Genomic DNA, 21,072 nt, shown 5'->3' on the forward strand with positions numbered 1-21,072 from the left:
CTCCCGGCCTGTTCAGCTTTCCAGCTTGCGGAATGCAGCGATGACAATGGCGGCGAATACCGTGGCGACCAGCGTGAAGGCAATGGTCAGATCGCCGATCAGCTGCCCGGCCAGGAGCGTTAGCAGCCCGGCCCCGAGAAGCCCCATCAGCATCAGCCCCCAAGGGCCGGGTGCGGTCCCAGAGGTTTCCCTGCGTGCCTCCCGGCGCGGCGACTCGAATTCGAACGGCGGCAGCACTGTTGCGTCTTCCACCGTTGCCAGCAGGCGGCCCTTGGCCTCTGCAAATTCGGCTGCTGAAATGTCACCCTTCTTCCGCGCGGCCTCCAGCCGCCGGATTTCCTCAAAAATCGCGGTCATTGATCCCACTCACTTTACCCAAGAACAGGGTGGCAGAAAGAAATGGGCAAAATGTGGCCATGCACGGATTTCTGACAAATTGGTTAACGCCGGCGGTGCGGCATGACCAAGGCGATTGCCGTCATCAACGTGATTGCCTGGGCGGGCTTTTGGGCGTTCGGCTATCTGGCGCTGACCGCGGAAGGGTTCACCGAAACCCAGATTGTCACCGCGTCGCTGCTGGCAGCCTCAGGACTGATTACCGGCATCATTGCATATCTGCGTCTGGTGCGCGGCAGTGAGCGCAGCGGCTATGCCAAACCGTCAAACCGGATAACCCGCGCGCAGCGCGACGCGGCACAGGCGCAATGGGGGCAGATCGAATGATTGCCGCTGCTGAAACATTCAAGACAAACACCCGGACCGGGCCCTGTTTGCAACAGAAAGGGAGCATCTGAGACATGTTCTACCGTGAAGCCGGAGACTTCAAAACCTCCTATGCCGATGACAGCCAGACCTTCCCGATCAAGTTCGACCGTGTCCGCTATTATGTGGTGTTGGCGGTGGCCTTTGGCATCATTCCGTTCCTGGTTAACGATTACTGGGCCAATGCGATCCTGCTGCCGTTCCTGATCTATTCAATTGCGGCGATCGGGCTGAACATTCTTGTCGGATACTGCGGGCAGGTGTCCCTGGGCACCGGCGGGTTCATGGCGGTGGGGGCCTATGCCTGCTACAAACTGATGACGGCCTTTCCCGAGGTCAGCATGTTCATCCATGTGATCCTGGCGGGCGGCATCACCGCGGTGGTCTGCATGGCCTTCGGCCTGCCCTCGCTGCGCATCAAGGGCTTCTATCTGGCGGTGGCGACGCTGGCGGCGCAGTTCTTCCTGGTGTGGCTGTTCAACCGGGTGCCGTGGTTCTACAACTATTCGGCTTCGGGCCAGATCAACGCACCGGAGCGCGATACCTTTGGCATCCTGATCACCGGCCCCAATGCGCCGGCCTGGGCCACCTATCTGTTCTGCCTGGTTTTCCTGACGTTCTGCGCGCTGGTGGCCCGCAACCTGACCCGCGGTACCGTGGGCCGCAGCTGGATGGCGATCCGCGACATGGATATCGCGGCTGAAATCATCGGGGTGAACCCGCTCAAGGCCAAACTCACAGCTTTTGCCGTGTCCGGCTTTTTCATCGGGATTTCCGGCGCGCTGTTCTTTGCGGTCTACCTGGGTGCGGTCGAGGTCGGCGAGGCCTTTGGCATCAACAAGTCGTTCCTGGTGCTGTTCATGGTGATCCTGGGCGGGCTGGGGTCGATCTTCGGCTCCTTTGCCGGCGCGGCCTTTCTGGTGCTCTTGCCGGTGGTGCTGAAGGTGGTGGGCGTCGATCTTCTGGGCTGGCCGACTGATATCGTGGCGCATTTCCAGCTGGTGATCGTGGGGGCGCTGATTGTGGTGTTCCTGATCGCCGAGCCGCACGGCATGGCGCAGCTGTGGCGCGTCGCCAAGGAAAAACTGAGACTGTGGCCCTTCCCGCACTGATGCGGGCACGGCCTGGAAACCGGCGGGGAGAAAAGCAAGACCACCCCCGTTTTAAGAAACAATCGGATAAGACCATAGGGAGGATTTAAGCCGATGAAAAAGACACTGACCACACTGGCGCTGGGCGCCGCGATGGCAGCCGGGCCGGCAATGGCGGACCTGGTGTTCCCGGACCTCAGCTACCGCACCGGGCCTTATGCGGCCGGCGGCATTCCGTTCTCGGACGGCTATAACGATTATTTCACCCTGCTGAACGAGCGCGATGGCGGCATCGGTGGTGTTCCGGCCAAGGTGATCGAATGCGAGACCGGCTATAACACCGAGAAAGGTGTGGAATGCTACGAGTCGACCAAGGGTCAGGGCGCGCTGATATATCAGCCGTTGTCCACCGGTATCACCTATCAGCTGATCCCCAAGGTGACCGCAGATAACATCCCGCTGCACACCATGGGCTATGGCCGAACCTCGGCGGCGAACGGCGAAGTGTTCAGCCATGTGTTCAACTATCCGGCCAACTACTGGAACGGTGCTTCGGGCGTTGTGAACTACCTGCTCGAAGCCAACGGCGGCGACATCAGCGGCAAGAAGATCGCGCTGATCTATCATAACTCTGCCTATGGCAAGGAGCCGATCCGTACCCTGGAGGAGCTGTCCAAGAAACACGGTTTCGAGCTGATCGCCCTGCCGGTGGACCACCCGGGCCAGGAGCAGAAGTCGCAGTGGCTGCAGATCCGCCGCGAGCGTCCCGACAATGTCGTGATGTGGGGCTGGGGTGTGATGAACCAGGTGGCAATTCAGGAAGCTGCCAACATCCGTTTCCCGATGGAGAATTTCATCGGCGTGTGGTGGTCTGGTGCAGAGCATGACGTGATGCCGGCAGGTGACAAGGCGGACGGCTACAAGGCGGTGACCTTCCACAATGTGGGCCGCGATTTCCCGGTGTTTGACGACATCCAGAAGTATGTCGTGGACGCGGGCAAGGCCGCAGGTGCCGGCGATCAGGTGGGCAACGTTCTGTATAACCGCGGCATGTACGCGGCGATGCTGGCTGCCGAGGCCGCTAAAACCGCGCAGGAGATCCACGGCACCGGGGATATCGACGCTGCGATGATGCGGGACGGCATGGAAGCGCTGGTTATCGACGAAGCCAAAATGGCTGCGCTGGGGATGCCGAATTTTGGCCCGAGCTTCAATGTTTCCTGCGACAACCACGGCGGCCCTGGCCTGGTGGGTGTGACCCAGTGGGATGCAGAGAGCAAAACCTGGTCGCTGATTTCGGACTTCAAACCGTCCGATACCGAAGTGATCGGTACGCTGATCGAAGAAGATTCGGGCGCCTATGCGGCTGAAAACAACATTGAGTCCCGCTGCAAGTAAGGGCTTTGGCCGGCCCCTGCCTTGGCGGGGCCGGAAACAACCGGCGCGGCAGAGAGCTGCCGCGCCACTCAACAGCGTTCCGGTTCAGGTCCGGGACAGTCATGAGGACACGCTTTGATGCTGGATGCAGCGAATACCGCCGCCGACACCTCTGATGTGCAGGCCGAGACCCTGCTGGAGGTCAACAATATCGAGGTGATCTACAATCACGTGATCCTCGTTCTGAAGGGCGTCAGCCTGAATGTCCCCAAGGGCGGCATAACCGCGCTGCTGGGCGGCAACGGGGCTGGCAAGACCACCACGCTGAAGGCGATCTCGAACCTGCTGCATTCGGAACGCGGCGAGGTCACCAAAGGCTCGATCAAGTACCGCGGCGCGCATGTCCATGAGCAGGACCCGGCCGGGCTGGTGAAGAAGGGCGTCATTCAGGTGATGGAAGGCCGCCATTGTTTTGAGCATTTGACGGTGGAGGAAAACCTGCTGACCGGTGCGTATACCCGTTCGGACAGCAGTGCCAAGATTCAGGACGATCTGGAGATGGTCTATCACTATTTCCCGCGTCTGAAGGAGCGCCGCAAAAGCCAGGCCGGCTATACCTCGGGCGGCGAGCAGCAGATGGTGGCGATGGGCCGTGCGCTGATGTCCCGGCCAGAGACGATTCTGCTGGACGAGCCCTCGATGGGGCTGGCGCCGCAGCTGGTGGAGCAGATTTTCGAGATCGTGAAGTCGATCAACGAGAAGGAAGGGGTGACCTTCCTTTTGGCCGAGCAGAACACCAACGTGGCCCTGCGCTATGCACATTACGGTTATATCCTGGAGTCGGGCCGTGTGGTGATGGACGGGCCTGCGGCTGAGCTGCGGGAGAACCCGGATGTAAAGGAATTCTACCTCGGGATGTCGGATGAAGGGCGCAAGAGTTTTCGCGATGTGCGGTCTTACCGGCGCCGCAAGAGGTGGCTGAGCTGATGCGGGGAGATGACGTGATGACCTATTTTGACACGCTTGAGACCCGCAGCGCCGATGAACGCGCCGCAGATCTTGCCAAGGCCTTGCCGGAGCAGATCGCCCGTGCGCAGTCTGCCTCCGGATATGCGGAATTGCTGGACGGTGTGGATCCGGCGGCGGTGGTCTCGGCGGAGGCCTTGGCGGCGCTGCCGGTGCTGCGCAAGTCGGAGTTGAGCCGGGCGCAGGCCGGGAACCCGCCCTTTGGCGGTTTCACCGTGAAGCCCGCGACCGGCTTTGCCCATGTTTTCCAAAGTCCCGGCCCGATCTATGAGCCGGGCGGGGTGGATGGCGACTGGTGGCGGATGGGGCGGTTTCTGAACGCTGCCGGGATCGGCCGGGGCGATGTGGTGCAGAACTGTTTCGGCTACCATCTGACACCTGCGGGCATGATCTTTGAAAACGGTGCGCGGGCGGTGGGCGCGGCGGTGTTGCCTGCCGGCACCGGCCAGACAGAGCTGCAGGTGACGGCTGCGCGTGATGTCGGTGCCACCTCCTATGCCGGCACGCCGGATTACCTGAAGGTGATCCTGGACAAGGCCGGCGCCATGGGTGTGGAGCTGGCCTTTACCAAGGCGGCGGTGGGCGGCGGCGCGCTGTTTCCTTCCCTGCGTCAGGAGTATGCCGATCGCGGGATTTCCTGCCTGCAGTGCTACGCCACCGCTGATCTGGGCAATATCGCCTATGAAAGCCCGGCTATGGAAGGGATGATCGTCGACGAGCATGTGATCGTCGAGATTGTCACCCCCGGCACCGGCAATCCGGTGGCACCAGGTGAGGTGGGTGAGGTTGTGGTGACAACGCTGAACCCGGATTATCCGCTGATCCGTTTTGCTACCGGCGATCTGTCGGCAGTGATGCCGGGCGTTTCGCCCTGCGGCCGCACCAATTTGCGGATCAAGGGCTGGATGGGCCGGGCGGATCAGACCACCAAGATCAAAGGCATGTTTGTGCGGCCCGAGCAGGTGGCGGCGCTGGTCGACAAACATGACGAGATCGTCAAGGCGCGTGTGGTTGCCAGCCGCGATGGCGAGATGGATGCAATGACCGTGCAGATTGAGGCGCAGGGCGGCGACGAGGCAGCCTATGCCCGCTCTGTGATCGAGGTGCTGAAGCTCAAGGGCAAGGTTGAAGTTGTGGCACCGGACGCATTGCCCAAGGACGGGCTGGTGATCGAGGATCAGCGGACTTACGACTGATTTCTTCGCGGAATCCAAGAGGTACGGGCGCCGGCATCAGGCGCCCGTTTTCTGTTCAGCAGGCAGGCAGAGCGCAAGCAGTGCTTTCTGGCTGGAATTTCTGACTGGAATAGTCGTAATAGGGCAACGCGAAACATCAGCCGGACCTGTGACTGCCGTAAAATGACTGCCGCGAATGACCCCATAAAGTATGCCCCCAACGGGCGCCGCAGCGGTGGAAGGAGCCGCGGTGGTGTTTTTGCAGTTCTGGCCTGGGCGGTGGCCCTGTCTTGCGTGCTGCCGATGCTGGCGGTGGCGCTGGCAGCGGCATTCGGCGGGACGGAGACGATCAGCCATCTGGCGGCCACGGTGCTGCCAGGATATTCGCTGACGACTCTGGCACTGGTCGCGCTGGTCGCGCTTGGCACATTTGCAATCGGCACCGGTGCAGCCTGGCTGGTGACCATGACACGCTTTCCCGGCGCACGGTTTCTGGAAATCGCTCTGGTCCTGCCGCTGGCGTTTCCGGCCTATGTTCTGGCCTATGCCTATACCCATATTCTGGACCACCCCGGTTTCGTGCAGGCCACGCTGCGGGATGTCACCGGCTGGGGGCCGCGGGACTACTGGTTCCCTGAGATCCGCTCCACAGGCGGGGCAGCGGCGATGCTGGTTCTGGTGCTTTACCCTTATGTTTACCTGCTAGCGCGGGCGGCGTTTCTGCAGCAGAGCGCGGGCGCTTTTCTGGCGGCACGGGCGTTGGGCAAGAACGCCTGGCAGGCATTCTGGATGGTCAGCCTGCCGATGGCGCGGCCGGCGATCGCCTCGGGCGTGCTGCTGGCAGTGATGGAGACCATCGCGGATTTCGGCACGGTCTCCTATTTCGGCGTGCAGACATTTGCCACCGGGATTTACACCAGCTGGTTTTCGCTGGGCGACCGGGGCGGCGCGGCGCAGCTGGCTCTGTGCCTGTTGGGCTTTGCTCTGACGCTCGCCGTAGCGGAGCGGGCGACACGGGGGCGGGCGAAGTATCATCACGCGGGCAAGCATCATAACCAGATGCCGCCGGCCGAGCTGAAGGGGCTCCAGGCAGCGGTCGCGGCCTTCTTCTGCGCGGTGCCGGTGGTGCTGGGATTTTCGCTGCCTGTGGCGGTGCTGTTCCTGATGAGTTTTGAGTCTGAGCAGAACCTGTTCAGCCGGCGCTACATCGATTTCACTGCCAACTCGATCACTTTGGCGGCAATTGCTGCAGTTCTGACCGTGGCAGCCGCAGTGTGCCTTGGCTTTTACCAGCGGCTGCGGCCAGGGCAGGTGTCCTCAACCGCGGCCTATTTTGCGCGGCTGGGCTATGCGGTCCCGGGCGGGGTGATCGCGGTGGGGCTGATCGTGCCTTTTGCCGCCTTTGACAACGCGCTGGATGCCTGGGTTCGGGAGAGTTTCGGCATCCGCACCGGGCTGCTGGTGACAGGATCGATCTGGCTGCTGGTCGCGGCTTACGGCGTGCGGTTCATGGCCGCCGCGCTTGGCGCTTATGAGGGCGGTCAGGCCACTATGCATTCCAATATGGATGCGGCGGCGCGCTCCTTGGGGCAGGGGCCGCTGGGGATGCTGCGCCGGGTGCATCTGCCGATCCTGACGCCCAGCCTGCTGACCGCGCTGCTGATTGTGTTTGTCGATGTGATGAAGGAGCTGCCCGCGACGCTGATAATGCGGCCGTTCAATTTCGACACGCTGGCGGTGCAGGCGCACCGGCTCGCGGCGGATGAGCGGCTGGAGGGCGCCGCGGTGCCTTCGCTGGTGATCATGGCGGTAGGACTGCTGCCGGTGATACTGATCTGCCGTCAGGTGGGCCGGCGGCGCTAGGCGCAAGAATTTTGGAAAATTCTTGCTAAGAAAATTTGAATTTTCTTAGCCCGGGTGCAGCTTAGGCTGCCCACCAGGCCTCAATCTCATCGCGGGAAATCCGGTTTGCCAGACCCAAGCCCACCAGCACGGTTTCCTCAGCCTCACAGCGTTTGGCTTCAACATGGCGGCCTACGACATGCAGCTCATATGCGCCGCCGGAGGTCAGCACAAAGCCTTTCATCCGGTAAAGCCCCGCTGGCCGGGCCGCCAGCTTGTTTCCCAGTACTCGGCGGTCCAGCACATCTCTGCTGCGGTGCTGCCAGGTGGTATAGGCGGGATGTGCGGCAACAGCGGCGCCCTTGGGCAGCGGCACCACGTCGAACAGCAGCTCGGCCACGGGCAACCCATTCAGCACGGTAGGAGTGCGGGCGCCGGCCTTCGCCAGCAGGGCGGAGACCGTCTGGTTCATGCCATCGCATTTGGAGACGATCACCAGATCAGCGGCGCGGATTTGCTGCTCCGCCTGCGGTGCAACCAGCGAGTCGTTCAGCAGGGTTCCGGCATTTTCTGCATCCACCAGAGTGACAATGCCGCCATAACTCAGCCCTCGTTCATTCAGAACCGAATTGGCGATGGCGACCGGGTCGGAAATGCCGCTGGCCTCGATAACCAGATGATCCGGACGGCCTGGCCGGTTCAGGATGTCGCGCAACGCGAGAGACAGGTCATCGCCCATGGTGCAGCAGGCACAGCCATTGGTGAGAGCAATCGTGCCGCCAGCAGTGTCCTGGATCAGGGCGTCATCAATGTTGATTGCACCAAAATCATTCACGATCACGGTCAGTTTCAATCCGTGATCTTCGGCTAATAGGCGGTTGATTAACGTGGTCTTGCCAGCGCCCAGATAGCCGCTGATTATCGTTACTGGCAACCGGTTCATACGCTCTGTTCCTCCAGAGCGCGGAAAGCCCTCGACTGCATGATTCCCCCCGAAATTCAAGATGCGGGAATCTATAGGCCGGTGGCCCGAACGGGTCTAGCAAAAGCTCTGTCAGCTTCAATCTTTCGTCAGGGGACGTGCCTGTGTTTTTGTGGAACCAGCAGCTGTAAAAAAAGCGCGGCCCAAGCCGCGCTTTTTTCGTGCTGGCTGACGGCTGGACTTACTTCCAGCCTGCGTTGTTGAAGATCTTCTGTGCTTCGGGAAGATTCTTGGCAACGTCCGAAAGGCTCACGTCATCCGGCTTGAAGTGGCCAAGCGCTGCGATCGAGGGGGCCAGACCGACACCGGGCACCGCCGGGTATTCGTCATTCCCGGCCGAGAAATACGCTTGGGCGGAATCACCGGCGAGATATTCCAGGAACTGGATGGCGTTTTCCTTGTTCGGCGCATGGGCTGCCACACCGCCGCCCGAGAGGTTCATATGCGCGCCTTCTGTATTCTGCGAGGGAAACAGCCAGCCGATCTGATCGCGGCCGTCCGAGATGCCCTTGACGTTTTTGCGGATCGAACGTGCGAAGTAGTAGGTGTTGGCCACCGCGATATCGCATTCGCCTGAGATGATGCCGCGCATCTGGTCAGTGTCGCCGCCCTGCGGGTCGCGGGCCATGTTGGCGACGACGCCCTCAGCCCATTCCCGGGCTTTTTCGGTGCCGTGGTGAGTCACGATCGAGGCCAAAAGGGTCTGGTTGTAAGTGTTCTTGGAAGAGCGGATGCAGACCTGGCCTTTGTATGCGGGGTCTGCCAGATCCAGATAGGTGAGCGGCGGGGTGGCCACTTCATCCTTGTCATAGAAGATGATCCGTGAGCGTTGGCTGAAGCCGAACCACTGATTGTCCTCATCCTGCAGATAGGCGGGCACGCGGGCTTCCAGTACATCGCTGTCGATGCTTTGCAGCACACCGGCGTCCTTGGCGCGGGTCAGACGCGAGGTGTCGACGGTGATCAGGATGTCGGCAGGGGAATTCTCACCTTCGGCGTTCATCCGGGCGATCAGCTCATCCGCGTTGCCTTCGATGCGGTTGATGGTGATGCCGGTGGCCGCTTCGAATTCCGAATAGAGCTGTTCGTCGGTGTCATAGTGGCGCGACGAATAGATGTTCAGCTCGCCTTCGGCGGCAGCTGAGGTGGCAATGGCAGCGGTCAGGGCGCCGGCCAGTACGGTGGTGGCTTTCAGCATTGGGTGTCCCGTTCTTCTGTGGCTTTTATTCCGACTGAAATAGTCAATTAAAGCAATTGACAGAAGATGCAACGGATTTCCGACTGAAATACTTGGTGAGTTCCCGGCCTGGGCTGGCGGCAACTGAGAGCAGGCGGCAGGAGCTAAAGAGGAGGGGCAGATGCCGGGGCGCTCCCGCCTGTCGCCGGACTTTTGGCAAAGCCCGCTCCGCTTGGGCGGGGCACCGCGCCATGCGCGGTGCCCCGCCCAAGGCCGCGAAGACTCGCCCGGTTTTGGCCGGGGGATCTGCGGGCGCGGAAGCGTTTGCCTGTGTCTTTTCCGGAAACCGTAGCTGCCAAACGCAAAAAAACCGCATCAGGTGATGCGGTTTTCTGCGTGTCGCTGTATCGGATCTTAGCCCTGGCGCGCTTTGAACTTGCGCTGGGTCTTGTTGATCACGTAAACGCGGCCCTTGCGGCGCACAACCCGGCAATCGCGGTGCCGGTTCTTCAGCGAACGGAGCGAGTTCTTGACCTTCATGGTCTCTCTCCTTGTCTGCGGCGCGAACCAGCGCCTGGGTTAGCGGGTGGCCTGGCCGAAGCCGAAGCCGTGAATGAATGGTGGGCGATACAAGGATCGAACTTGTGACCCCTTCGATGTCAACGAAGTGCTCTACCGCTGAGCTAATCGCCCACTCTGGCCTGCGCGCCGTCCTGCCCCTTAGAAGTGAAAGGGGCGCGGGGTGCCGCGCCGGTGAGGGGGTCTATAAATAGAGTCGCTCAGGGGTGCAAGAGCTTTTGACCGCAGAAATTTCCGCGATATGCTGTTTCTTGCACAAGAAGCACCGGAGCAAGGATGCCTGATACAGCGTTTTCCGTGATTTCACCGCAGAAACTGGCGTCCGCCGTGGTTTTTGCCTCTCCGCACAGCGGCACGGACTATTCCGATTCCTTTCTTGCCCAGTCGATTCTGGGACGGAGGGAGATCCGCAGCTCGGAGGACGCCTTTGTCGACCGGCTGTTCCAGGCCGCGCCAGAGTTTGGATCGCCGCTGCTGATGGCAGTCAAGCCGCGTGCCTACCTGGATCTGAACCGGTCTCCGGATGAGCTGGATCCGGCGGTGATCGAAGGGGTGCAGCGGCGCGGGCAGAACCCGCGGGTGGCGTCCGGCCTTGGGGTGATTCCCCGGGTGGTGGCCAATGGCCGTGCCATTTACCGCGGTAAACTGCCGGCGGCGGAAGCTGAGCAGCGGATCAGATGCTGCTGGCACCCCTACCACCAGGCGCTGAAGGGGCTTCTGGAGCAGGCGCATCAGCATTTCGGCCAAGCGATCCTGGTCGATTGCCATTCGATGCCGCATGAGGCGATCGACACCATGGTTCCGTGCAAGGGCGGCAAACCCGAGGTGGTACTGGGCGACCGCTTCGGCGCCGCAGCCGATAGAAGCGTTGTGGACCGGATCGAGGCTGCCTTTGCAGCGGCCGGGCTGAACGTCGCCCGCAATACGCCGTTTGCCGGGGCCTATATCGCCCAGACCTATGGCCGCCCATCGCGGCGGCAGCACGCGGTTCAGATCGAAATAGACCGGGCGTTGTATATGGATGAGGCTAAAATCCGTCCCAACGGGAACTTTGAACCGCTGCAGCAGCTGTTGCGCCAAGTGATTGCCGAGATTGCGGCGATTGGGCGTGAGGAACTGCCGCTGGCGGCGGAGTAAGAAGAAAACGCCTGCGCGGCTCAGCGCAGCGCGCGGCCTTTCAGAATCGCACTATCTCCAAATCGCTTGCGGATGGCGTCGGTGGCGCGTTCTGCCTCGGCCCGCTTGCCGGCCTGCGGATCCAGCAGGTCGCCGGTTTCGTCGGCTTGCGACTCGGGCACGAGATCAGAGATGCCGCAGCCCAGCAGCCGGTAGGGCCCTTGGTTGCCCGCCTGGTCCAAAAGGTTGCGTGCGGTGCGGTAAATGCGGTCGGCGATCTGGGTGGGACTGTGCAGTGTCACCCGCCGGGTCAATGCGGAATGATTGGCGCGTTTCAGTTTGAGGGTGACAACCCGGCCTGCAAGCTCCCGCGCCTTGGCGCGGTCGGAAACCTGTTCTGCAAGCCGCCACAGATGACCATCCAGAATGTCTATGCTGGCGGTGTCTTCAAAAAACGTGGTTTCCTTGGAAATCGATTTGACGGGGGCATTGGCCGAAACCCGGCGCCGGTCCTGGCCGCGGGCCAGGTGCCAGAGCCGGTCCCCCATCGAGCCGAAGCGGCTGTGCAGGGCCTCGCGGTCCCAACGCAAAAGGTCCGAGAATGTGCGGATGCCCGCCTTTTCCAGACTTGCCTGGGCAGCGGGGCCAATGCCCCAGATCAGCCGCACCGGTTTTTCGCGTAGGAAATCAGCGGTTTCTGCCTTGCCAATCACCGAGAACCCGCGCGGTTTGTCGAGGTCGGATGCAACTTTGGCCAAGAACTTATTATGCGACAGGCCGATGGAACCGGTGACGCCCAATTCGTCCTTCATCCGTTTGACCAGCCGGGCCAGCATCACGGCGGGCGGCGCACCATGCAGTTTTTCGGTGCCGCTGAGGTCCATGAAGGCTTCATCCAGCGACAGCGGCTCCACCTCAGGGGTGAGCTCGTTCATCAACTTGCGGATTTCGCGGCTGACCTCGACGTAGACGCTCATCCGCGGTTTGATGAACACTGCATCGGGGCAGAGTTTCAAGGCCTGGAACGTTGGCATGGCCGAGCGCACTCCGCGGATGCGGGCGACGTAACAGGCGGTGGACACCACACCGCGTTTGCCGCCCCCGATGATCACCGGCTTGGCGGCCAGTTCTGGATTGTCGCGCTTTTCGACGCTGGCATAAAAGGCATCGCAGTCCATATGGGCGATGGTGAGGGAAAACAGCTCTGCATGCGTCTTGATCCGCGGGCTGCCGCAATGCGGACAGCGCCGGGCAGGGGCAATCTGGCTCAGGCAGTCTCGGCACAGGGCATGCATGGCGGGCAAGGATTCTGCTGGATCAAGGGACGGGCTAGTATAGCTTGCGGCGGAGGCCTTGTCTTTAACGCGGCCCGTGTCCAAGTGACAGATCATGGCACGAGCAGACGAAGATTTTTCAGGTGCAAAGCCGGCTCTTTTTCTGGGGCAAGAATTGCTGGGGATCCAGCGGGACGACAAGCGGGATACCCCATACCCCGGGTTTTGGGACCTGCCGGGCGACGGGCGCGAAGGCGGCAAAAGTCCCGAAGCCTGCGCGCTGCGGGAGACCCGGGAAGAAGTTGGCCTAATGCTGCCGCCAGACAGGTGAAATTCGGAGAGGAGGGGCAGGGAGGGGCGATTATGCCGCGGAATACCTAAAGCGCGCACTCGTTGGCGGTGCCGCATCTTGCCGGACGACTAAGGCACTGCCTTGCGGAGCGGGCGGTTTGCATGGGGCTGAAAGAAAGATCCCCCGCTAATTAGCGGGGGGAGGTGACGGGTCTCAGGAAGAAAAGCCCGTCTGGGGAGTGTCTCAAGTCCTAGACTCGCTCAGTCGGCGGTAATTCGCAAAGTCCGCGGCAGCGGGCAGAGTTTGCGGGGCTGCGTGGTGTGCTTTTGAGGGCACAGGGCAATTTGGCGCAGATTCTGCCGCTCCCGGCGGATTTATCAGTGAAAAGAATTGCTTGACGTGGCGTCACTATACTTTTGAACCATGGCTCCCACTGGCGGATTGTGCATGGCGCAAAAGATTTATTCCCGCCTAATTTTTAGGCATGAAGGCACGGGAAGCGTTTGCAGCGCAGGCAGCCTGTGGATGTTCGGTATTAATCCTGCACGCCGGCCAGCTCAGCCAGGATGGCTTCGGCTGCGGCGCGGGGGCTGTTTGCCTGCCAGATCGGACGGCCAACAACGATATGGTCAGCACCGTCAGCAATAGCGCTCGCAGGTGTCGCGACCCGTTTTTGGTCGCCGAGGTCGGCACCGGCGGGGCGGACGCCGGGGGTGACGATCAGCTTGCCTTCGGCTTCGGGCAGGGCGCGGATCAGGGCCGCTTCCTGCGGGCTGGCGATCACCCCGTCGGCGCCGGCGGCAAAGGCGTTGCCTGCGCGTTCCAGTACCAGATCCTGCACCGCACCCTCTTTGATCAGCGCGCCGTCCAAGTCCTGGCGGTCCAGTGAGGTGAGGATGGTGACGGCGAGGATCTTGAGGTCCTTGCCGGCAGCGCCTTCCTTGGCCGCCTGCACAACGTAAGGGTCGCCATGAACGGTGAGGAAATCGAGATTGAACTGGGCCAGACCGCGCACCGCATTTTCCACGGTGGCGCCGATGTCGAACAGCTTCATGTCGAGGAAGATACGCTTGCCGTGCTCCTGCTTCAGCTCATTTGCCAGCGCCAGCCCGCCTCCGGTCAGCATGCCTAGGCCGATCTTGTAGAAGGAGACCGCATCTCCCAGCTGTTCGGCCAGCTTCAGGCCATTCAGCGCGTTGGGGACATCCATGGCAACAATCAGACGGTCGTCGACGCGCGGGGCTTGGGTCATGGTGGGTCCTCATTTGGCAGGCGGGTTTGGCTGGAAACTGGCGTTTCATACGCAAGGGGCTTCGGTTGGGCAAGGTGCAGACTGGGCTCCCGCAACTGAAGCTGCCCCGGTGCGGGGGCAGAATACAGTTTTGGGTCCCGCGCCGCGTCGCCGCGGCGCGGTCACTCCTGTGGCGCCGGGGAAGTTGACGCAGGTCAGGGATTTGCTCATCTTTTCGGTGTTTACTGATCTTGAAGCGGCTGGTTTGCTTCCCACATTGAACCTTGAGGCCCGGACAGGGGCGTGCCGCAGGGCGGGCGCTGCCAAACATCGGGCGCTTGATAAAGGAGAGCAAGATGGACTTGAACAAGTTCACTGAGCGTGCACGCGGATTCGTGCAGGCGGCGCAGACGATTGCGATGCGCGAAGGGCATCAGCGGCTGGTGCCAGAGCACATTCTGAAAGCATTGATGGATGATGATCAGGGGCTGGCGAGCAACCTGATCTCCCGCGCGGGCGGCGCACCGGCGCGCGTGGTTGAGGCTGTCGAGGCTGCTGTTGCCAAGCAGGCGAAGGTGAGCGGAGACGCGGCGCAGATCTATTTGGACGGCCAGACTGCCAAGGTGCTGGACGAGGCTGCCAGGATTGCCGAGAAGGCAGGCGACAGCTTTGTGCCGGTTGAACGCCTGCTGATGGCGCTGTGCATGGTGAAGTCCAAGGCGAAGGACGCCCTGGAAGCCGGTGCTGTCTCTGCACAGAAGCTGAATGAGGCGATCAATGACATCCGCAAGGGACGCACCGCTGACTCAGCCACCGCTGAGGAAGGCTATGATGCGCTGAAGAAATACGCCCGTGACCTGACCGAGGCGGCGCGGGAGGGAAAGATCGACCCGATCATCGGGCGGGATGAGGAAATCCGCCGTTCGATGCAGGTGCTGTCGCGCCGGACCAAGAACAATCCGGTGCTGATCGGTGAGCCGGGCGTCGGTAAGACCGCGATTGCCGAGGGCATGGCGCTGCGCATCATCAATGGCGATGTGCCGGAGTCCTTGCGTGACAAGAAGCTGCTGTCGCTGGATATGGGCGCGCTGATTGCCGGTGCGAAGTACCGCGGCGAGTTTGAGGAGCGCCTGAAGGCGGTGCTGACCGAAGTGACCGAAGCCGCCGGTGAAGTCATTCTGTTCATCGACGAGATGCACACGCTGGTCGGCGCCGGCAAATCCGACGGCGCGATGGATGCCGCCAACCTGATCAAGCCGGCGCTGGCGCGCGGCGAGCTGCATTGTGTCGGCGCGACCACTCTGGATGAATACCGCAAGTATGTGGAGAAGGACGCGGCGCTGGCCCGCCGGTTCCAGCCGGTGATGGTAACCGAGCCGACGGTGGAAGACACTGTTTCTATCCTGCGCGGTATCAAGGAGAAGTATGAGCTGCACCACGGGGTGCGGATTGCCGATGCGGCGCTGGTCGCAGCGGCGACCCTGTCAAACCGCTATATCACCGACCGCTTTTTGCCGGACAAGGCTATCGATCTGATGGACGAGGCCGCCAGCCGCCTGCGCATGCAGGTGGATTCCAAGCCCGAGAAATTGGATGCGCTGGACCGGCAGATCCTGCAGATGCAGATCGAGGAAGAGGCGCTGAAGCTTGAGGACGACGCGGCCTCAAAGGACCGGCTAACGACGCTGCAGAAGGAACTGTCGGACCTGCAGGAGCAGTCGGCCGAGATGACCGCTCAGTGGCAGTCGGAACGGGACAAGCTGGCAGGGGCCCGCGACCTGAAAGAGCAGCTGGACCGTGCCCGCGCCGACCTGGACATAGCCAAGCGGGAGGGCAACCTCGCCAAGGCGGGAGAGCTGTCTTATGGCGTTATTCCAGGGCTGGAAAAGCAGCTGTCCGATGCCGAGAGCCGCGAAGAAAAGGGCCTGATGGTCGAAGAGGCCGTGAGGCCGGAGCAGATCGCGGCTGTTGTGGAGCGTTGGACCGGTATTCCGACCTCCAAAATGCTGGAGGGCGAGCGCGAGAAGCTGCTGCGCATGGAAGATGATCTGCACCGCCGGGTGATCGGCCAAAACACTGCGGTGACTGCAGTGGCCAATGCTGTACGCCGGGCACGTGCAGGCCTGAATGACGAGAACCGGCCGCTGGGGTCGTTCCTGTTCCTCGGGCCGACCGGTGTTGGCAAGACCGAACTGACCAAGGCGGTTGCCGGTTTCCTGTTCGACGACGAGCACGCGATGGTCCGCGTCGACATGTCCGAGTTCATGGAGAAACACTCGGTCGCCCGGCTGATCGGTGCGCCTCCGGGCTATGTCGGCTATGACGAAGGCGGAATGCTGACAGAGGCCGTGCGCCGCCGCCCCTATCAGGTGGTGCTGTTTGACGAGGTCGAAAAGGCGCATCCGGATGTGTTCAACGTGCTGCTGCAGGTGCTGGACGACGGCATGCTGACCGATGGTCAGGGCCGCACCGTGGACTTCAAGCAGACGCTGATCATCCTGACCTCGAACCTGGGCGCGCAGGCGCTTAGCCAGCTGCCCGAGGGTGCTGATGCCTCGGATGCGCGGCGCGACGTGATGGATGCGGTCAAGGCGCATTTCCGGCCTGAATTCCTGAACCGTCTGGATGAGACCATCATCTTTGACCGTTTGGCGCGGGCGGATATGGACGGCATTGTCGAAATCCAGCTGGCGCGGCTGCTGAAGCGGCTGGCGGCGCGCAAGATCGCGCTGGAGCTGGACGAGGCGGCCAAGACCTGGCTGGCGGATGAGGGCTATGACCCGGTGTTCGGCGCCCGCCCCCTGAAGCGGGTGATCCAGCGCGCCCTGCAAAACCCGCTCGCCGAGGCCCTGCTGGGTGGCGAGATCAAGGACGGCGACACCGTTCCGGTCTCGGCTGGCAGCGAGGGGTTGATCATCGGCGGCCGGCTGGGGACGTCCGACCGGCCCAAGCCAGACGATGCCGTGGTGCATTGAGGGGAAGTAATAAGGAAAAGCAACAAGGAAGGCCCGCCAGCGATGGGCGGCGGGCCTTTGTCATGAATAGGGGAACGTTATAATTCCAAACGGCGCGCGCCCGTTCGGGTGCGTTCACCCGCCAGGGTTTGGCAAAAGTCCTCATTCTCCAGTACCAGTTGGCTGAATGACGACGGGTTGCGGCGCATGCCCAGAAGGTATTCAGCCGTGCCCGATTTGCGGAGCTTTACGGTATGGAACCGTATCTCTGCCGGTGCCGTCGCAGCAATCGCCGGCGAAAACCAAGCCGCCGCGGCGGCAGCGGCTGTGCAGCTAAGGGTCGTGCGGCGCAAAATGCCTTTGGAACAGCTTGCCATCAGATCACCAGCCTTTTGTAGTAACGAACCTCTGGCGGTGCGGTCATGAATGCGGCCAGGCTGGCGAGGACACCGTTTTCGGAAATGGCCTGGATGTAGGCGGCGTGGTGCTGTTTTGAGAGCCATTCCTCAACAATCAGCAGGCCGCGTGTTTCCTCATCATAATAAAGTGTGACCGACAGGGCGCCGTCAAAACCGCGGACAGCCGCTTATGTGGCCAGGGCGTTTCAGGGTCACGATTTGCTCATTGGTGACCTTGCAGCATTGTCCGGCCGCTCTGTTCCGACATTCAACAGAGAGTTCCGGCGTATTTTTGGTGCGTCGTCAGCGCAATGGCGCAAGCAACGCAAGCTGGATCAGGCCAAGGGGTTGCTGGAAAACACCAGAGAGGCGGTCACCGGCATCGGGCTGGCCGTCGGCTATGACAGCACGTCCCACTTTATCAGCGCATTTAAGAAGCAGTTCGGAATGACCCCGGGTCAGTTCCGGGCGGCTATTGCCGCAGCTGACCCGTAGTCCTGGGGATGCAGCCTCACTGTGCTACCGCGTCCTTGGCCACCCGCCGTTCATATTTGCGGCGCAGGACTTGCAGGCGGGGTTCCCAATTGTAGCGTCCGTCTTCGGCAGTGGCGGACCAGAACAGCTTGCCGCCGTAGCGCCAGGGGTCAAGCACGATGCCCTCATTTATTCCGTCGCCTTTGGCGGCGATCACTGCAGTGCTGTGGTCGATGCGGAAATCGTTTTTAGGTTCGGCAATTGCGCGCAGCATCGTGAGCGTTTGGAAGTTCTCCTGGCTAAGCCGCGCCTGCATGTCCTCGGCATAATGCACGCAAAGGCCGCGGTCCTTGACCCCGGTGTTCACCATCGTGTTGTGCAGGATCGGCGAGGTGGTGACATTATATTGCTCGGCCAGCCTGGCGGAGTATCTGTAGGCGATCTCGGCCGCGCGGCGAGCCTCAACCGGGTCCACTTTCGGATCCAGGGTTTGCAGCGCCAGCGAGAGTTCTTGGACATCGTTCTTGGTCGCCGCGGGGCCGGTAGCGCAGCCAGCCAGCGTGGCGGCTGCCAGCATCATCAGGTAAGCAAAAAGGGATTTCATCATGGTCTGCCCGTGCCGGAATTTCAGTTTCCGGCCAGCATAGTGAAAACGCGCAGGCAGTGCAGCGGGGAATTTCGCAGCCAGGGGATACTCCGGAGCTTACTCCTCGATCGCCTCCTGCACGATGCCGTCCAGCAGATCGTGGATCACCTGCATCTCGCCCTCGGGGAAGGCGCGAAAGCCGATGGTGACGTCTTCTGCACCGGGGGGCTGGGCCACGAATATGTCATAAGGGCAGAAGGTGATGTTCATCGGGTTGGCCTCCATCACCTGGCGCGACAGTTTGGCGGAGCAGAAAGAGAAAACCTGCGCATGTTCAAACAGCACAATATCCGAGCCGACATCGGCGCGGGTGCGTTCCAGCATGTCGCCCACATGGCTGATGTGGTCGATCCGCAGGCCCCGGTTGGTGATGGCGCTTTCAAGCCCGAAGGTTACGTCATCAAAGGGCAGGGGGGTGGTGTAGCTCACCATGTCCTGCGCCGCAGCCGTGCCAGTGCTGAGGGCAAGGGCTGCTGCAACTGCATACATCTTCATCGGGCATCTCCCTGGTGATTGCTGATCCGCGCGTGCTGCCCTGCAGGGCCGTGCGCTAACATATTACATTTTTTGCATGAGATGGGGGCAACCGCCACCGGAAAGTTTCCGCATAGCCGGTTCAGGCGCCGCGCCGCTGAAAGCCTCTTTTGTTAACGTGGAATGAAGAAGGCTGTGCAACGTTACAGTTCTCTCGCGCAGTCGTTACAGGATATGTTTTGGGTTTTGCGCACGGGACCGTTACCTGAAAGGGAGCAGTAAACTCAGGAGACGCAGATGGCGCGCCGCTGGACCAATGATTTGACCCTTGCAGATGCAACCCCGGAGGCTGCGTTCTGGAACCGCCGCCAGATCATGGCGGGGCTGGCAGGCAGCGGGCTGGCCGCGGCGCTAGGCACCAGCGTGCGTGCGGAGGAGGCGTTGGAACCCAATACTTGGGAAGAGGTGACCAACTACTGCAACTTCTATGAATTCGGCACCGGCAAAGGCGACCCGTCCAAATACGCGGACCGGATGACAACCACGCCCTGGAGCGTTAAGATTGACGGTTTGGTGGACAAGCCGGGTGATTATTCCTTTGAGCAGATCCTGGGCGAAATGACACTGGAGGAACGTATCTACCGTTTCCGCTGTGTCGAGGCCTGGTCCATGGTGGTGCCCTGGCAAGGATTCGAACTTGCCGATTTGCTGAACTTTGCAGGCGTGCAGGACGGCGCCAAATACGTTGCATTTGAGACGCTGTACCGGCCATCTGAAATGCCGGGCACCGCCTATAAGGTGCTGGACTGGCCTTATCGTGAAGGGCTGCGCCTGGATGAGGCGATGAACCCGCTGTCGATGATGGCAACAGGTATCTTCGGCAAGCCGCTGCCCAACCAGAACGGCGCACCGCTGCGGCTGGTGGTTCCATGGAAGTACGGTTTCAAGTCGATCAAATCCGTCGTGCGCATCACCCTGACGGATCAGGAGCCGCCGACCAGCTGGAATATGGCCAATGGCCGGGAATACGGCTTCTATAGTAATGTGAACCCCGATGTCTCGCATCCGCGCTGGAGCCAGGCCAGCGAGCGCCGTATCGGCGGCGGGCTGTTCGCCAAGCGCCAGCCGACGCTGATGTTCAATGGCTACGGGAACGAAGTGGCCGCCCTGTATGACGGGATGAACCTTGCCCAGCACTTCTGACCGGAGCCGCCTGATGGACACGGTAAACCAGTTTTTCCGCCGCTTTCCAGTCTGGGCAGTTTACCTGCTCGGGGCACTGCCTGCGTTCTGGCTCTTTTACCTCGGCCTCACTGGCGGCCTGGGGATAGAGCCGATCAAGGCACTGGAGCATGAATATGGCGAACTGGCGCTGCAGCTGATGGTTCTGACACTTTCCATTTCCCCGATGCGCCGGCTGCTGGGATTGAACCTGATGAAGTTCCGCCGGTCGATCGGCCTGCTGTGCTTCTTCTATGTGTCTTGCCATTTGCTGGTCTGGCTGGTGCTGGACGTGCAGATCCTTGGCCAGATCCTCGCTGATATTGCCAAGCGTCCTTACATCACCATTGGTATGGCGGGCTTTGTCCTGATGCTTCCGCTGGCTTTGACCTCCAACAATTTCTCTGTCCGACGGCTGGGGCGTGCCTGGCCGCGGTTGCACAGGCTGACCTATGCGGCAGGTCTTCTAGGGGCGCTGCACTATGTAATGCTGGTGAAAGGCTTCCAAGTTGAACCGCTGTTCTATCTTGGAGCAGTGGTTGTCCTGCTGGCCCTTCGATTGCCTGCTGCTCAATTCCGGAAGCGGCAGTCTGCACCCAGGGCATCAGGCCGGGCCTGAACCGGATCCGCGTCATCAGCGTTGGACTAGAAAGGCGGCCTTTGTGGCCGTCTTTTTGTTATGTGCTGTTTTCTTTTTTGCATTGGCGGGATTTCTGGCTGGGTATTTTTGACCGGGGCGGCGCGGGGAGGGGGCTTTTGTCTGGATTGTTGCGGTTCCGGGCGGGGCGACTCGTTTCCGGAGGGGTGATTTGCTGTGATTCCGGGCGGCGGATCTGTGGATAAGCGGGGGCTTTCTGTGGGTAAGTCCGGTGCTGGGGCGGTTTGGGTGTTCTGCGGTGTTTGCGGCTGCAGCATCCGGGTCAGGATTACTGACTTTTTTGATGCGTAAGTCGTTGATTTTATTGTGTTTGTATCTTTTCT

The 21,072-nt window shown here is 61.3% G+C and carries 20 protein-coding genes and 1 tRNA gene; 12 read left to right on the forward strand and 9 right to left on the reverse strand.

The genetic code is table 11. The features are described 5' to 3' along the window. Positions 1-12: 12 nt before the first annotated feature. The gene (locus K3555_RS00235; RefSeq protein WP_260006977.1) at positions 13-357 is read right to left on the reverse strand and encodes an SHOCT domain-containing protein; all 345 of its coding nucleotides are present in this window, start codon (positions 355-357) and stop codon (positions 13-15) included. Positions 358-459: 102 nt separating this feature from the next. Between K3555_RS00235 and K3555_RS00240 the strand changes: the two genes are divergently transcribed. From K3555_RS00240 to K3555_RS00265, 6 genes are all read left to right on the forward strand, one after another. Next, positions 460-723, forward strand: coding sequence for a hypothetical protein (locus K3555_RS00240; RefSeq protein ID WP_129369245.1), 264 nt, complete (start codon positions 460-462; stop codon positions 721-723). 74 nt (positions 724-797) lie between these two features. After that, the gene (locus tag K3555_RS00245) at positions 798-1,874 is read left to right on the forward strand and encodes a branched-chain amino acid ABC transporter permease (protein WP_260006979.1); all 1,077 of its coding nucleotides are present in this window, start codon (positions 798-800) and stop codon (positions 1,872-1,874) included. 93 nt (positions 1,875-1,967) lie between these two features. Further along, a complete protein-coding gene (locus tag K3555_RS00250) occupies positions 1,968-3,251 on the forward strand; it encodes an ABC transporter substrate-binding protein (protein ID WP_260006980.1) in 1,284 nt (427 codons plus the stop codon). 117 nt (positions 3,252-3,368) lie between these two features. Further along, the gene (locus K3555_RS00255) at positions 3,369-4,217 is read left to right on the forward strand and encodes an ABC transporter ATP-binding protein (protein WP_260006981.1); all 849 of its coding nucleotides are present in this window, start codon (positions 3,369-3,371) and stop codon (positions 4,215-4,217) included. A gap of 17 nt (positions 4,218-4,234) precedes the next feature. After that, positions 4,235-5,452: a phenylacetate--CoA ligase family protein gene (locus K3555_RS00260; protein WP_259989025.1), complete on the forward strand. Its 1,218-nt coding sequence runs from the start codon at positions 4,235-4,237 to the stop codon at positions 5,450-5,452. A 162-nt stretch (positions 5,453-5,614) separates the two neighbouring features. Continuing rightward, the gene (locus K3555_RS00265; RefSeq protein ID WP_260006982.1) at positions 5,615-7,294 is read left to right on the forward strand and encodes an iron ABC transporter permease; all 1,680 of its coding nucleotides are present in this window, start codon (positions 5,615-5,617) and stop codon (positions 7,292-7,294) included. Positions 7,295-7,355: 61 nt separating this feature from the next. On the opposite strand, the gene K3555_RS00270 is transcribed toward K3555_RS00265, so the two are convergent. From K3555_RS00270 to K3555_RS00285, 4 genes are all read right to left on the reverse strand, one after another. Continuing rightward, a complete protein-coding gene (locus K3555_RS00270) occupies positions 7,356-8,216 on the reverse strand; it encodes a GTP-binding protein (RefSeq protein ID WP_260006983.1) in 861 nt (286 codons plus the stop codon). Positions 8,217-8,436: 220 nt separating this feature from the next. Next, a complete protein-coding gene (locus tag K3555_RS00275) occupies positions 8,437-9,453 on the reverse strand; it encodes a Fe(3+) ABC transporter substrate-binding protein (protein ID WP_260006985.1) in 1,017 nt (338 codons plus the stop codon). A 393-nt stretch (positions 9,454-9,846) separates the two neighbouring features. Then, positions 9,847-9,972, reverse strand: a complete 126-nt coding sequence (gene ykgO, locus K3555_RS00280) for a type B 50S ribosomal protein L36 (RefSeq protein WP_005648635.1) — start codon at positions 9,970-9,972, stop codon at positions 9,847-9,849. A gap of 78 nt (positions 9,973-10,050) precedes the next feature. Continuing rightward, positions 10,051-10,125 (reverse strand) — tRNA-Val (locus K3555_RS00285). A 162-nt stretch (positions 10,126-10,287) separates the two neighbouring features. Between K3555_RS00285 and K3555_RS00290 the strand changes: the two genes are divergently transcribed. Next, positions 10,288-11,148 (forward strand): N-formylglutamate amidohydrolase, encoded by an 861-nt coding sequence (locus K3555_RS00290; RefSeq protein ID WP_260006987.1) that lies wholly within the window; start codon positions 10,288-10,290, stop codon positions 11,146-11,148. A 20-nt stretch (positions 11,149-11,168) separates the two neighbouring features. Here K3555_RS00290 and K3555_RS00295 read toward each other — a convergent pair whose 3' ends face one another. Further along, positions 11,169-12,422, reverse strand: coding sequence for a DNA polymerase IV (locus tag K3555_RS00295; protein WP_259989035.1), 1,254 nt, complete (start codon positions 12,420-12,422; stop codon positions 11,169-11,171). Positions 12,423-12,516: 94 nt separating this feature from the next. On the opposite strand from K3555_RS00295, the gene K3555_RS24750 reads away from it, so the two are divergent. Further along, positions 12,517-12,732, forward strand: a complete 216-nt coding sequence (locus tag K3555_RS24750) for an NUDIX domain-containing protein (RefSeq protein WP_311200006.1) — start codon at positions 12,517-12,519, stop codon at positions 12,730-12,732. Positions 12,733-13,228: 496 nt separating this feature from the next. Here K3555_RS24750 and pyrF read toward each other — a convergent pair whose 3' ends face one another. Beyond that, positions 13,229-13,945, reverse strand: a complete 717-nt coding sequence (gene pyrF, locus K3555_RS00305) for an orotidine-5'-phosphate decarboxylase (protein WP_260006988.1) — start codon at positions 13,943-13,945, stop codon at positions 13,229-13,231. A 335-nt stretch (positions 13,946-14,280) separates the two neighbouring features. Between pyrF and clpB the strand changes: the two genes are divergently transcribed. Both clpB and K3555_RS00315 read left to right on the forward strand, forming a co-directional pair. Further along, positions 14,281-16,899 (forward strand): ATP-dependent chaperone ClpB, encoded by a 2,619-nt coding sequence (gene clpB, locus K3555_RS00310; RefSeq protein ID WP_260006989.1) that lies wholly within the window; start codon positions 14,281-14,283, stop codon positions 16,897-16,899. 596 nt (positions 16,900-17,495) lie between these two features. Beyond that, positions 17,496-17,771 carry a helix-turn-helix transcriptional regulator gene (locus tag K3555_RS00315; protein WP_260006990.1) on the forward strand — a complete coding sequence of 92 codons (276 nt, stop codon included), beginning with the start codon at positions 17,496-17,498 and terminating at the stop codon, positions 17,769-17,771. A 16-nt stretch (positions 17,772-17,787) separates the two neighbouring features. On the opposite strand, the gene K3555_RS00320 is transcribed toward K3555_RS00315, so the two are convergent. Together K3555_RS00320 and K3555_RS00325 are read right to left on the reverse strand one after the other, a co-directional pair. Next, positions 17,788-18,354 carry a hypothetical protein gene (locus K3555_RS00320; RefSeq protein ID WP_260006991.1) on the reverse strand — a complete coding sequence of 189 codons (567 nt, stop codon included), beginning with the start codon at positions 18,352-18,354 and terminating at the stop codon, positions 17,788-17,790. A 99-nt stretch (positions 18,355-18,453) separates the two neighbouring features. Next, the gene (locus K3555_RS00325; RefSeq protein WP_260006992.1) at positions 18,454-18,891 is read right to left on the reverse strand and encodes a DUF302 domain-containing protein; all 438 of its coding nucleotides are present in this window, start codon (positions 18,889-18,891) and stop codon (positions 18,454-18,456) included. 276 nt (positions 18,892-19,167) lie between these two features. Between K3555_RS00325 and msrP the strand changes: the two genes are divergently transcribed. Then, positions 19,168-20,073 (forward strand): protein-methionine-sulfoxide reductase catalytic subunit MsrP, encoded by a 906-nt coding sequence (msrP, locus tag K3555_RS00330; RefSeq protein WP_260006993.1) that lies wholly within the window; start codon positions 19,168-19,170, stop codon positions 20,071-20,073. 13 nt (positions 20,074-20,086) lie between these two features. After that, on the forward strand, positions 20,087-20,710 hold the full coding sequence (msrQ, locus tag K3555_RS00335; protein WP_260006994.1) for a protein-methionine-sulfoxide reductase heme-binding subunit MsrQ: 624 nt from the start codon (positions 20,087-20,089) through the stop codon (positions 20,708-20,710). The last annotated feature ends 362 nt before the right edge of the window (positions 20,711-21,072 follow it).

The organism is Leisingera sp. M527, from assembly GCF_025141525.1.
Lineage (GTDB): Bacteria > Pseudomonadota > Alphaproteobacteria > Rhodobacterales > Rhodobacteraceae > Leisingera.